General features: G+C 35.7%; 11 protein-coding genes. 10 read left to right on the top strand and 1 reads right to left on the bottom strand.

Annotated elements, in window-relative coordinates:
- Positions 1-28 precede the first annotated feature (28 nt).
- From FW780_RS06045 to FW780_RS06025, 5 genes are all read left to right on the top strand, one after another.
- A complete protein-coding gene (locus FW780_RS06045; RefSeq protein WP_149832668.1) occupies positions 29-3,724 on the top strand; it encodes a phosphoribosylformylglycinamidine synthase in 3,696 nt (1,231 codons plus the stop codon).
- On the top strand, positions 3,705-4,118 hold the full coding sequence (locus FW780_RS06040; RefSeq protein ID WP_149832667.1) for a ribonuclease inhibitor: 414 nt from the start codon (positions 3,705-3,707) through the stop codon (positions 4,116-4,118). The genes FW780_RS06045 and FW780_RS06040 overlap by 20 nt, the downstream gene beginning before the upstream one ends.
- 333 nt (positions 4,119-4,451) lie before the next feature.
- On the top strand, positions 4,452-5,081 hold the full coding sequence (locus tag FW780_RS06035) for an SGNH/GDSL hydrolase family protein (RefSeq protein ID WP_149832666.1): 630 nt from the start codon (positions 4,452-4,454) through the stop codon (positions 5,079-5,081).
- A complete protein-coding gene (locus FW780_RS06030; protein WP_149832665.1) occupies positions 5,081-5,413 on the top strand; it encodes a gamma-glutamylcyclotransferase family protein in 333 nt (110 codons plus the stop codon). The genes FW780_RS06035 and FW780_RS06030 overlap by 1 nt, the downstream gene beginning before the upstream one ends.
- 356 nt (positions 5,414-5,769) lie before the next feature.
- Positions 5,770-6,228, top strand: a complete 459-nt coding sequence (locus tag FW780_RS06025; protein WP_149832664.1) for a GyrI-like domain-containing protein — start codon at positions 5,770-5,772, stop codon at positions 6,226-6,228.
- A 144-nt stretch (positions 6,229-6,372) separates the two neighbouring features.
- Here FW780_RS06025 and FW780_RS06020 read toward each other — a convergent pair whose 3' ends face one another.
- Positions 6,373-6,729: a diacylglycerol kinase family protein gene (locus FW780_RS06020; protein ID WP_149832663.1), complete on the bottom strand. Its 357-nt coding sequence runs from the start codon at positions 6,727-6,729 to the stop codon at positions 6,373-6,375.
- A 333-nt stretch (positions 6,730-7,062) separates the two neighbouring features.
- On the opposite strand from FW780_RS06020, the gene dnaN reads away from it, so the two are divergent.
- The 5 genes from dnaN (at position 7,063) to pheT (ending at position 13,516) form a co-directional block, all read left to right on the top strand.
- Entirely contained in the window at positions 7,063-8,193 is a 1,131-nt protein-coding gene (gene dnaN / locus FW780_RS06015) for a DNA polymerase III subunit beta (protein WP_034699704.1), read from the top strand.
- 315 nt (positions 8,194-8,508) lie between these two features.
- The gene (locus FW780_RS22735; protein ID WP_149832662.1) at positions 8,509-9,342 is read left to right on the top strand and encodes a M23 family metallopeptidase; all 834 of its coding nucleotides are present in this window, start codon (positions 8,509-8,511) and stop codon (positions 9,340-9,342) included.
- A 63-nt stretch (positions 9,343-9,405) separates the two neighbouring features.
- Positions 9,406-10,236 (top strand): AraC family transcriptional regulator, encoded by an 831-nt coding sequence (locus FW780_RS06005; RefSeq protein ID WP_149832661.1) that lies wholly within the window; start codon positions 9,406-9,408, stop codon positions 10,234-10,236.
- 64 nt (positions 10,237-10,300) lie between these two features.
- Positions 10,301-10,918, top strand: coding sequence for a DUF417 family protein (locus FW780_RS06000; RefSeq protein WP_149832660.1), 618 nt, complete (start codon positions 10,301-10,303; stop codon positions 10,916-10,918).
- A gap of 195 nt (positions 10,919-11,113) precedes the next feature.
- Entirely contained in the window at positions 11,114-13,516 is a 2,403-nt protein-coding gene (pheT, locus tag FW780_RS05995) for a phenylalanine--tRNA ligase subunit beta (protein WP_149832659.1), read from the top strand.
- Positions 13,517-13,704 lie beyond the last annotated feature (188 nt).

The following is a 13,704-nucleotide window of genomic DNA, read 5'->3' as shown; positions in this document are numbered from 1 at the left end:
AAATCTAATATTAAAAATCTGACATCTAATGTCTAATAACAAAAGAATTTTCGTAGAAAAAAGAGGAATTTTCGATGTTGAAAGTCCAAAAATTTTTGATGAAGTAAAAGCGGTTGTTCCGGCAGTTCAAAGCGTGAAAGTATACAATGTATATGATATTTTCAATCTGAATGAAGGAGAATTTGAAAAAGTGGTCAACAACACTTTCGTAGACCCTGTTACTGATATTTTACACACAGAAAACCCAGCAAAAACAATTCATTTCGGAATGGAATTCTTGCCAGGTCAGTATGATCAGAGAGCAGACTCTGCACAACAATGTATTGCTTTGCTTACAGAAAATGAAAAATCAAAAGTAAGAAGTGGAAAGTTAATCGAATTTGAAGGAGTTTCTGAAGCAGATTTGGTTAAAATCAAAGACCTTTTGATTAACAAAGTAGAATCTCAGGAAAAAGACTTATCTATCCTGGATATTCCTGCAGATGAGATGCCGTCAAAAGTGATCATCCACGAAAATTTCATCAATTTCAATGATGCAGAACTTGAAAACTTCTATAACAATCATGGTTTTGCATTAGGATTGGACGATCTGAAATTTATTCAGGAATACTTCAAAACTGAAGACAGAAATCCTACGGAAACAGAACTTAAAGTATTAGACACGTACTGGAGTGACCACTGTCGTCACACTACGTTTGAAACAGAATTGTCAGACATTCAGTTTGAAGGCCAGTTCAAACACACATTGGAAACTATTTTCAATGATTATATCGAAAAAAGAAAATTCTTAGGCCGTGAGCTGAAGCCAATTTCCCTGATGGATCTTGCAACAGTATGCGGTAAATATTTCCATAAAACAGGGAATCTTGATAACCTGGTAATTTCTGACGAGATCAATGCATGTACCATCCAGATCGAAGCAGAATACGACGGTAAAAAAGAACCTTGGTATTTGTTATTCAAAAACGAAACCCACAATCACCCTACGGAAATTGAACCTTTCGGAGGAGCATCCACTTGTTTAGGAGGAGCTATCAGAGACCCATTATCCGGAAGATCTTTTGTGTTCCAGGCGATGAGATTAACAGGTGCTGCAGATGTTTTGGAACCGGTTGATAAAACATTACCAGGAAAATTACCTCAGAAAACCATTACAAAACAGGCTGCTAACGGATATTCATCTTATGGTAACCAAATTGGGCTTGCTACCACAATGGTTTCTGAAATTTATGACGAAGGTTATAAAGCGAAGAGAATGGAAGTAGGTTTCGTTACCGGAGCTGTTCCTGTAGACTGGGTAAGACGTGAAAAACCTGAAAACGGTGATTCAATCATCATTTTAGGAGGAGCAACAGGTCGTGACGGAGTAGGAGGAGCAAGCGGAAGTTCAAAAGAGCAGGACGAGACTTCAATCCACACTATGAGTTCTGAAGTTCAGAAAGGAAATGCTGTAGAAGAGCGTAAAATCCAGAGATTATTCAGAAATCCTGAAGTAACGAAGCTGATCAAAAAATCAAACGACTTCGGAGCTGGAGGAGTTTCAGTAGCTATCGGTGAGATTGCAGACTCTTTGGAAGTAAACCTTGACGTATTACCATTAAAATATGAAGGATTAAACGGAACCGAACTTGCTATTTCTGAATCTCAGGAAAGAATGGCGGTAGTAGTAGATCCTCAGGATAAAGAAAAATTTATCAAATTCTGTGAAGCTGAAAACATTGTTGCCGTAGAAGTAGCAAAAGTAACAGACTCAGGAAGAATGCAGATGTTCTGGAAAGGAGACAAAATTGTAGATCTTTCAAGAGCTTTCTTAGATACCAACGGATGTTCTAAGTCTCAGGAAGTGAAAATCACTCACCTTGAAGACGTAAAAGAAGAAACTAAAGCTTTCACAGCAGAAAACTTCCTGAACATCTTAAAAGATAAAAATGTAGCTTCCCAAAAAGGGCTATTGGAAATGTTTGACTCTTCCATTGGAGCAACTACAGTAGCCATGCCTTTAGGTGGAAAATATCAGCAGACTTTAATGGAAGGAAGTGTGCAGGCACTGCCGGTTTTAGGAGCAAAAGACGTTAAGACCGTTTCTTTGGCAAGCTGGGGATTTGATGCTGAAATTTCAAAACAAAACTCACTATTAGGATCATCTTACGCTGTAGTAGAAAGTGTTGCGAAGATTGTTGCCATGGGAGGCGATTACAAAAACATCAGACTAAGCTTCCAGGAATACTTCGAGAAACTAGGACAAAACCCGGAAAAATGGGGGAAACCTTTAGCTTCACTTTTAGGAGCTTATGATGCTCAGATCAATTTAGGTCTTGCCGCTATCGGAGGGAAAGATTCCATGAGTGGAACGTATCAGGATCTGAATGTTCCGCCAACCTTGATTTCTTTTGCATGTGCCAACGGAGATAAAGAAAATATCATCTCTCCTGAATTGAAAAATGCAGGAAATAAACTGTATTTCTTCAATCATGTTGCTCAGGAAAGTGGACTTCCAAACTATAATGCTTTAAAAGACGTTTTTGAATTCATCTTTGAAAATATCAAATCAGGAAAAATTGTTTCTGTGAAAACAGTGAAAGAAGGAGGTCTTGCAGTAGCTTTGGCAAAAATGAGTTTCGGAAATAGATTAGGTGCTGAGGTTAATGCTGATGAAAATACTTTATTGGCAAAAAATATCGGAAGCTTAATTATTGAAGCAAAAGAAGAATTAAACTCATCTGCTCTTCAGCTTATCGGAGAAGTAAAAGATTCTGGTATTGTAAAAATCAACGGTCTTGAATCCAATATCACAGACCTTGTATCTGCCAATACAAATACATTTGAAAACCTTTTCCCAACAGTAGAAAAAGAAAAAATTACGGTTGAAATTGATGAAAAATCAAACTCAATCCATCCAAGAAATATCATCATTAAAAAGCACGGAATTGCTCAGCCTAAAGTTTTTGCTCCGGTATTCCCGGGAACCAACTGTGAGTATGACACACTGAATGCATTCCAGAAAGAAGGTGCTGTAGTAAGCAGTCTGCCTTTGATTAATATCAACCACCAGTTATTGGAGGAAAGTATTGATGCATGGGTAGAAGAGATCAAAACATCTCAGATTCTGGCATTCTCAGGAGGGTTCTCTGCAGGTGACGAGCCGGACGGTTCTGCAAAATTCATTGTTAACGTTCTGAAAAACGAAAAGATGAAAAACGCAGTTCATGAATTGTTAGACAGAGACGGTATGATCATCGGGATCTGTAACGGATTCCAGGCGCTTGTGAAGTCAGGATTATTACCTTACGGAAGAATCAAAGATTTGGATGAAAACTCTCCGACATTAGCTCACAATGCGATCAGAAGACATATCTCTCAGATGGTAACGGTAAAAGTGGTAAATGACGAAAGCCCTTGGTTAAAAGGAATGAAAGGTCAGACTTTCACCATTCCGATTTCTCACGGAGAAGGACGTTTTATGGCTTCAGAAGCAGAAATCAAAAAGTTATATGAAAACGGACAGATTGCTACCCAATACATAGATTTTGATGGAAACATCGCTCACGGGATGCCGTTCAACCCGAATAACTCATTATTCGGAATTGAAGGAGTTACCAGCCCATGTGGAAAGATCTACGGAAGAATGGGACACCCGGAACGATTTGCTGAAGGTCTCATGAAAAATATACCAACCGCGAATTATCACAACATATTCAAAAACGGTGTTGAATACTTCAAATAATAATAAAAGAAAAATGATCGTCATTCATGGCGGTCATTTTTCGTCTTTAGAAGGTTTCTACGAAGAAGCTTCAAGCGCTCTGATGAAAGATACAGACTGGAAAGTAGGAACACTGGATGGCTTTGATGATATTCTTTACGGAGGTTTCGGAGTAATCGATGGCAAAGAAGAAATTGAAATCATCTGGAAGGAATCACAGAAATCAAAAGAAAATCTGGGTTTTAATGCCACCCGTGAATTCTACGAAAATAAGATCAGGCAGGGAAAACCATTCAACATAGAATTAATTCAGCAGAAATTAGATGAGTTGACCGCAGGAAAAGGGCAGACCCTTTTTGAAATTCTGGTGGAAATAATAGAATCACATGCCAATATTATATTGAGACTGGAATGATGAGTAAAGAGAATCTTAAACCATTAAGAACAGTAAAGATTTTAAAATAAGTTAAGATTCATCAACGATGAATAAAGCCGTCTGCTTAATAATAGCTTTCAGCTTTATCTTAATAATTCTTTCCTTCTTAAAAAATCTTAATGGTTCAATTTTGGTTATATTCGCTTCATCCAATCAACTTGTTGATTCTTTACTTTGCTCCCTTAAATCTATAATAGAAAATAGTCAAACTTTGCGTTAAAATCTTCCATAAATTCAGTAATTTTATAATTCTCAAACAGTTTTTTCTTAATACTTTTACTTCAACAAAAAACAGGAAACAATAAAAGTGGAATGAAGAAAATTATTTACGGGCTGTTCTTCGGTGACAGCATTACTTATGGAGAATATGACGGTGTTTTTGGAGGCTGGGTGGATATTTTGAAAAGATATGCCTTGCAACAGTTTCACGAAGGGAATGGAGATGAACTGATTTTATTCAATCTAGGAATCGGTGGGGAGACTACAGAAGGATTACTAAAAAGAATTCCACACGAACTCAATGCTCGAAATTCGGCTGATGGAAATATTGTTTTTTTAAGCTATGGAGCCAATGATCTTGCTATAAAAGAAGGAGTACAGATGGTAGATCCTGGAAAATTTAAAAACAATATGGGTACTGCAATCGCACATGCCAAAGAATTTTCCAACGAAATTTATCTTGTGAGCATCCTTCCTTTTTCTCAAAAGATTGATGGAGTGGTAGTAAGTTCAGGCAAAAAAAGGATTAATGAAGATGTTGTTGTTTATAATCAAATCCTTAAAGATCTTGCAGCAGAACATTCACTGGGGTATATTGATTTTTATGCTGCTTTCTTAGAAGACAAAGAGATTTTATTATCTGCAGACGGAGTACATCCCAATGAAAAAGGCTACGGAATGATGGCCGAAGTTGCCATTCCAATCATTGAAAAATATTTATAATGCCACATTTATTTTCTTACGGAACCTTACAGAAAGAACAAGTTCAGATAGAAACCTTTGGAAGACTTTTACAAGGTGAAAAAGACATCTTATCAGGCTATAAACTGAGTATGCTTGAAATTACAGACCCTGAAGTACTGCGAAAAAGCGGTCAGAAATACCATCCCGTACTGGAATTTTCAGGAAATGATAATGATCAAATAGAAGGAGTGCTTTTTGAAGTAACAGAAGCGGAAATCCTTCAGGCAGATGAATATGAAGTGGATGACTATAAAAGAATTGAAACTGTTTTTAAATCCGGAAAAAAAGGATTTATTTACGTCGGGAAATAGTTATTGCGGGCAAAGCAATCTCACTATCTGCTATAAAACTTCAACGGCACCTTTGTCATTCCGAGCAAAGCAAGGAATCTAGACTATAATTGGTTTATAAAATATACTGAGACTCCTATGGAGTGACAAAATTGGATAGACTGGCTAAGCCAAAAGAGAATAACCGCAGAAATTTGATTCAATAGGAACGGGCTATAATCCTGTGCGGGAACGAAGGAAGCCCGTTTATCTAAAACGTCAACATTCAAATGGTTTTAACCTTAAAAAAAATATAATATTCAATCAATTTAAAAAACTCCTGACATACCCTTGTCACAACCAGTCTTTATCTTTGTCACACAACAAAAAATCAAGAAATGAATAACATGAAAGTGGAACCTTTTAAGATTATTGGAATCTCAGTAAGAACCACCAATGAAAATGGACAGGCCGGAAAAGATATTCCGGTATTATGGGAAAAAATGATAAACGAGGATATTCTCAATTCAATTCCGAATAAGATAGACAATACCATTTATTCCATCTATACGGATTACGAAAAAGACCATACAAAGCCTTATACAACAGTTTTGGGGTGTAAAGTGGAAAACCTTGACACTATTCCTGAAGGAATGGTTGGGTATTCTTTTGAAGGTGGGAATTACGTGAAATTTACTACGAAAGGAGATCTTTCAAAAGACTTGGTTATCAATGAATGGTTGAAAATCTGGGAAATGGATCTGGGAAGAATATTTACAGCTGATTTTGAAATCTATGGAAAAAAAGCACAGAATCCGTCAGATGCCGAAGTGGATATCTTAATTGCTGTGAAATAAGATTAAAAAGTATGAAACCTCCTGTCTTCACAAACCTTTGAACTGAAGATGTAATATTCCCCTCCCTTGGAGGGGTGGCAAAAATTCAAAGAATTTTTGACGGGGTGGTCTAAAACTTTCAGCTCCCGGCTTCTTTCTTTCAGCTCAGCTGAAAACATATTTCCAATATACCAAAACCCCAACAATTACCGATGCAATGGCTGTCAGAATAACAGCGCCTGCCGCAATATCTTTAATAAAGCCAATTCTTTTGTCGAAATCAGGCTGGATGATATCACAGATCTTTTCAATGGCTGTATTGAAAATTTCGGCACTTAAAACAGCAAACGAAGCGATTAAAACCAAGGCCGCATCCGTGTTGTTCAGTCGGAAATAAAAAATAAAAAAGAGGTTCACGAAGAATGCCAGAAGCTCAATCTGGAAATTCCTTTCCGTTTTTATCATCATGAAAACACCCCGAAAAGCATTGAGGAAACTTTTATGAATGGGAGGTTTTCGCATAATGTTGAACTTTCCACACAAAGATAAGCTTTGTATTTTGATTGTTGTAGATTATCTTTTATATTTGAAATAAGATATTATTAGAGAAAATGATCAGTATTTAACCTTTTTTGCTCCCAAATACTCATGTTTTACTGCGTTTTGAAGAAAAAAAAGACAAATGGAAATCCGACTAAAGTGAATATTTTGAAGAAAATTATAAGATCAAAAGAAATTTAAGCATAATATCAAGGCTCAAAACAGATTAAGGATATTTGTGAAAAACTCCTCCATATTATTCTTTTCTTTATTGTATCTATTTATTATATTTGTAGAAACTTATTTTATAAATCTATGAAATTTATTATTTCAAGTGGTGAACTGCAGAAGGCGTTACAAACTGTAAGTGGCGTAATATCAAGCTCTCAATCGAGACCGATTTTAGAAAACTATCTTTTTGAATTAGACGGAAATAATGTTACCATTACAGCATCTGACGGCGAGACAACTCTTGTTACTTCTCTGGAAGTAAAGTCTGATGATACAGGTAAATTTGCTGTTCCTGCTAAAATTTTTCAGGATTTTATCAAGACTTATGGTGAACAGCCTCTGACATTTGTTGTGAAAGACAATGCAGAAGGAACAGGAAGCCAGCTTGAGATTTTAGATGAAAAAGATAATTTCGCAGTAGCATTAGATAATGCTGATGACTATCCTGAATTGCCGGAATTCGACGCTTCACAAAGCGTGACGATGCCTGCAGGGGTTTTGTCTGAAGCTTTAACAAATACTTTATTTGCTACAAGTAATGATTCTCTTCGTCCGGTAATGACAGGGGTTCTTTTCCAGTTTGGAGAAAACGAAACCAATTTCGTATCTACAGACTCCCACAGATTAGTGGTGTACAAAAGAGCTGATCTGATGAATGCTGAGCCGATGGAGTTTATCATGCCTAAAAAACCTCTGAACATTTTCAAAAATATCCTGGCAAGTTCCAATGAAGACGTTACAATCGACTTCAATGAGAATATGGCTAAGTTTACTTTTGGTAAGCATATATGGATCTGTAGACTGATTGACGGTAAATATCCAAACTACACAGCGGTAATTCCAAAGGAAAATCCAAATGTATTGACAATCAACAGAAACCTTTTATTAGGAGCAATCAAAAGAGCATCTATCATGTCTAATAAATCTACCAATCAGGTAAGATTTAAGCTTTCAGGAAATATTCTTCACCTTCATGCAGAAGATACTGAATATGCAAACAAAGCAGACATGCAGATTCCTTGTGATTATAACGGAGAAGATATCAATATCGGATTCAGCTCTAAATTCTTAACTGAAATGCTGACAATTCTAGGATCTGATGATATCACCATGAAAATGTCTCAACCTAACAGACCGGGGATCATTGAACCTCTTGATGGTCTTGAAGAAAACGAAAATATCTTAATGTTATCAATGCCGGTAATCGGATTATAATATTAAATATACCATAAAAAAGAAAGCTGGAATTTTTCCGGCTTTTTTTTGTAATCCTGCATTCCGACTCATAGTTGTAATTATGTGGAACCGACTTAGGAATTAGGAGCGTTAAGAAAATTTGGATGTAATCCGTTAAAAAATTTCCACTGTTTGAGCATGGGGCATACTGTTGAACCGAAGAAGAACCGGATTATCCATGCGAGTTTGGAAATTTTAGGAGTACATTCAAATTTTTAGCGGATGATTCCCGTCTTGAACTTTTGCATACTTTTGCTTCAAGGCAAAAGTATAGTAAGAAAAAAAATAATAAACATGAAGAAAATAACAACTCTTATTTTACTATTACCATCTATCGCCTTATTTTCACAAAGTAACATTAAGGTTTATCATGAAAAAAAAGGTGATACTTTAAACCTTTATGCAGATAACAAGGGCATTTATCCAATGTCTTTAGTGTTTTCAGGGTCTCCAGAAGTAGAAAATATGAGAATTCCCAAACCCTTTAAAACAACTCAGGTAATTCCTGCCAACTCAGTAAGAAATAAAGTTGGTTATTTTGTTGTTGCAGACAAAATGAAAAGCTGGAAGGTAAAGAATATTCCAGGATATATGATGTACATTGGAGATGTTACATTAATAAACTATGATAAAGATTATCATTATGATTTGCCTTTTAAAAAAGGAAAATCGGTTAATATCTATCAGGGATATAATGGAACTTTCTCTCATCAGAATGAAAATTCTTTAGACTTTACAATGCCGGAAGGAACTGAAGTCACTGCTGCGAGAGAAGGGTTGGTAACAGATCTGGTAAGCACCAGTAATATAGGTTGTCCAACAAGAAGTTGCATAGATAAAGCAAATTATATTACTATTTTACATCCGGATGGAACTTTTGCTCAATATTATCATTTAAAGCAAAACGGAGTCAAGGTAAATATTGGTGATCAGGTGAAAAAAGGAGATGTAATTGGATTAAGTGGAAATACAGGATGGAGCAAAGGCCCACATTTACATTTTGTATGCTATCTTCCCAGAGTAGAGAATGACAAATATAGAGAAACTCTCAAAACCCTTTTCAGAACTGGTAACGGAACTAAAACCGAATATTTGACAGAGAAGAAAACCTATTCAAGAGAATATTAAATAGTTTACAAATCGTATTATTTGTGAGTTATTAGTGTCATTAGTGTTTAAAAAGGACTCATCATGAAAATAAAAATACAGTCTTATCACACCTCAGATTTTCCTTCAGAATTCACTACTGAAAACTACAGTGTTATTCTATGGAAGGGTTCCGGTGTTTTCTCTGTGGATGATATTAATTACTCTTACAGCGGATACAATATACTGTTTCTTTCTCCTTATCAGAAACTGAAACTGGCTTCGGAATCTGATGAAAATATCGATGTACTTTTTTTTCATGGTGATTATTACTGTATCGAATATCATAAAGAAGAAGTGGCGTGTAATGGACTGCTTTTCAATAATATTTACCTGAATCCAGGGGTTGAACTCTCCGAAGAAAATTATAAATATATTCTCGAGCTTTTTAATCATATCAAAAAAGAAGAATCAGAAAAACATCAGTTTTCAGAATCCATTATCAAAACGTATATACAGCTTATCCTTGCCATTGGCAGCAAACAGAAAAGTAGTATAGAAAGCAGTGTAGTTTCTCATGATAAACTGCCGAATAAAAATGCTGCAGAATTTCAGAAACTGCTGGAGGTTCATTTTAAAAGTGAAAAGGAACTATCATTTTACAGTGACAAACTGAGTATCACCAATAATACTTTAAGTAAAGCGGTAAAGAAAGAATTTGCGAAAACGCCTACCCAGCTTATCAATGAAAGAATTATTCTTGAATCCAAAAAGCTGTTGCATTTAACCTATAGATCTGTAAAAGAAATCGCTTCAGAACTTGGCTTTGCAGATGAATTTTACTTCAGCAGGTATTTTAAAAAAGCGGTAGGATGTTCTCCCAAAAAATATAGAGAACAAGTAGGAATCTCTGTGGTGGCAAAAATGTCCATGTAATGTCCTGATATATCTATGTTGACGCCATAAGCGTGTGAATACCTTTGTTAAAAAAATAAATCACATGCAAAACAACAGACTTTACCACCGTTTATTACAATTGGATACTTACTTTTTCAATTTTCTCAGAATTTCAATTTTCATCGTTATGGCCTGGATTGGAGGTTTAAAGGCATTTCATTACGAAGCCGAAGGAATTGTACCCTTTGTAGCCAATAGCCCTTTCATGAGTTTCTTCTACAAAAATGCAGGGAATAAAATTCTTAATGAAGACAAAAAACTTGTTGCAGAATATACCCTGTATAAAAACCCAGAAGGTAAAGTTATCCAGAAAAATATTGATTGGCATAAAGAAAATAGGACATACACATTTTCTTATGGTTTGGGGACAATGATCGTTATAATCGGACTTTTGGTGCTGTTAGGAATCTGGTTTCCTAAAATAGGAGCAGTAGGAGGGGCTTTAACGTTTTTAATGTCATTAGTTACCCTGTCATTTTTAGGAACCACTCCCGAAGTATATGTGCCGAATCTGGGTGGAGATTATCCGACGCCTCAATTTGGATTTCCATATCTATCCGGAGCAGGACGTTTAGTGTTGAAAGACATTATCATGATGGCCGGAGGACTGGTATTATTCTCTGACAGTTTAAAGAAGGTAGCAAGACCATCTGATCAATAGATTCAAGAAGTATTAATGAAAATTAATTATCTTAAAGTCGCTTCTAAATTTCTCTATTTCTCAAAAAAACACGACATTTGTAGCTCGAAAAATCACACCGGAATCAGGGGTGGAATTTCAAATAAAAGTTTCAAAATAGAGCAGGTGCATCCTTAAGGCTCATCTGACGAATTAAATAAGTAGATAGATAAACAAATGAAAATATCAAACAACTGGCTGAAGGACTTTGTAAAAACGGAATCAAAAACTGAAAGAATCGGTGAATTCCTTACAGATATTGGTCTTGAGGTTGAAGGGATAGATAAATTTGAAAGTGTAAGAGGCAGCCTGGAAGGAATTGTGGTAGGTAAAGTACTAACTTGCGAAAAACATCCGAATGCTGACAAACTGAAGAAGACAACAGTAGACGTAGGAAACGGAAAAATATTGAATATTGTTTGCGGCGCTCCAAACGTAGATGCAGGACAGACCGTTCCTGTAGCAGTTGTCGGAACAAAAATCTATGATAAAACAGGAAACTTTTTTGAAATTAAAGAAGCAAAAATCAGAGGGGAGGTTTCTCAGGGAATGATCTGTGCAGAAGATGAACTAGGTCTTAGCGAAGATCACGGAGGAATCATGGTGCTGGATGAAACCAAATATGAAGTAGGTAAAAACTTTGCTGACTATTTTGAGCTTACTAATGATGAGGTGTTTGAAATCGGGTTAACTCCAAACAGAACCGATGCAATGTCTCACTATGGAGTTGCCAGAGATTTACATGCCTATCTTTCTACAAACCAACTAAAATCTCAATTCAATAAAGTATCTTCTGAAGCTTTGAATAATGAAGGAACTCATGATTTCAAACTGGAAATTGAAGATGCTGAATTGTGCCCAAGATACATCGGAGCAGTTATTGAAGACGTGAAAGTGGCAGACTCTCCATCTTGGTTAAAAGACAGACTAAAAGCAATCGGACTAAGCCCGATTAATAACGTTGTAGATATTACCAACTATATTCTTCACGGGTACGGACAACCGCTTCACGCATTTGATGCAGATAAAATTGCAGATAAGAAAGTGAAAGTAGGAGTTGTAAAACCGGGAACGAAATTTACTACTTTAGACGGAGTTGAAAGAACATTGAACGGTTCTGAAATCATGATCAAAGATGGTAAAGACAAGCCAATGTGTATTGCCGGAGTATTCGGTGGTGAGAATTCAGGAGTATCAGAAACTACAAAAACAATATTCCTTGAAAGCGCTTATTTCAACCCGATTGCGGTAAGAAAAGGAGCAAAAGCCCACAGCCTGAATACAGATGCTTCTTTCAGATTTGAAAGAGGAGTAGACCCGAATCTTACAAGAACGGCCATCACTCACGCTATTAAGATGATTCAGGAAATTGCTGAAGGAAAATTAGTAGGAGAGTTATTAGAAGAATATCCTAAGAAAATAGAAGATAACTATGTGATTATCAGATTCTCTAAAATTGAGCAGATTTTAGGAACGAAAATTCACAGAGAAAAAGTAAAGGAAATCTTAAAAGCATTGGAAATTCAGGTTTTAAATGAAATTCCTAACGGCTTTGAAATCTCTGTTCCTGCATACAGAGCAGATGTAACAAGAGAAATTGATGTCATTGAAGAGATTTTAAGAATCTACGGTTACAATAAAATTGATGCTCCACAGAAGTTTTCTTTTACGCCGGTGAAACTTAGCACTAACGATCAGGATGAACTGGAAAATAGCTGGGCAAGAACTTTACAAGGCCTTGGATTCAATGAAGTGATGAATAATTCATTAACTTCTGTAAAAGACGAAACTGATGCTGTAAAACTGTTAAATCCTTTAAGCGGAGATTTGGCATTCATGAGAAAATCTTTATTAGAAGGTCTTCTGCAGAATGCTGTATATAATATCAACAGAAAGAACCAGGACATCAAATTCTTTGAATTAGGAAAAATTTATCACAAAAAAGAAAAATACGAAGAAAGAAAACAACTGGCTTTGTTGGTGTCCGGAAGAGATGTTTCCGAAAACTGGCTTCAGCCTAAGTCTGCTGTAAGTTTCTATAACCTTAAAGCTTATGTAAAAGTTTTATTGGAAAGACTGGCTGTAGATTATAAAGAAGTTGCTTTAACGGATGAAAGATTCTCAGATTCTCTGGTATATGAAGTTGATGGTAAAGCACTGGTAAGAATTGGAAAAGTAGCTCCTGTTTTATTAAAAGACTTTGATATTGATCAAGATTGTTTCTATGCAGAAATTGAACTGGAATATGCTCAGGAACTGCGTTCTAAAAATGAATTGAAATTCAAAGACATTCCGAAATTCAACAAAATAAGAAGAGACTTAGCTTTATTGATTGATAAAAATGTAAACTATCAGGATTTATATCAGACGGCTAAAAAGAATAAATCTCCATTCATTAAGAATATTAATCTATTCGATGTCTATGAAGGTAAAAATCTTCCTGAAGGCAAGAAGTCTTATGCAATGAGCTTCGAGCTGTTAAACGAAGAAAAGACATTGGAAGAAAAAGAAATTACAGAAGTAATGGATTCTCTGATCAAAGCGTTCCAGAAAGAATTCAACGCTGAGTTGAGATCTTAATCATTGAAAATATATTTCATAAATAATAGAAACGGACTTTTAAAGTCCGTTTTTTCGTTTTTAAAGGTTTAATAAAAATATATTAATATGTTTCGGCTAAAGCCAAATGAATTTTTGTTGATACAAAAACGGCTCCCTTCGACTAGACTCAGGATTATATCCCGTTCCTATTGAATCGCATTCGTGAT

It is taken from the genome of Chryseobacterium sediminis, assembly GCF_008386505.1.
In the GTDB taxonomy this organism is placed as follows: Bacteria; Bacteroidota; Bacteroidia; order Flavobacteriales; family Weeksellaceae; genus Chryseobacterium; species Chryseobacterium sediminis.
Note: the sequence above shows the minus strand (reverse complement) of the source record. Positions and strands in the feature narration are given on the sequence as shown.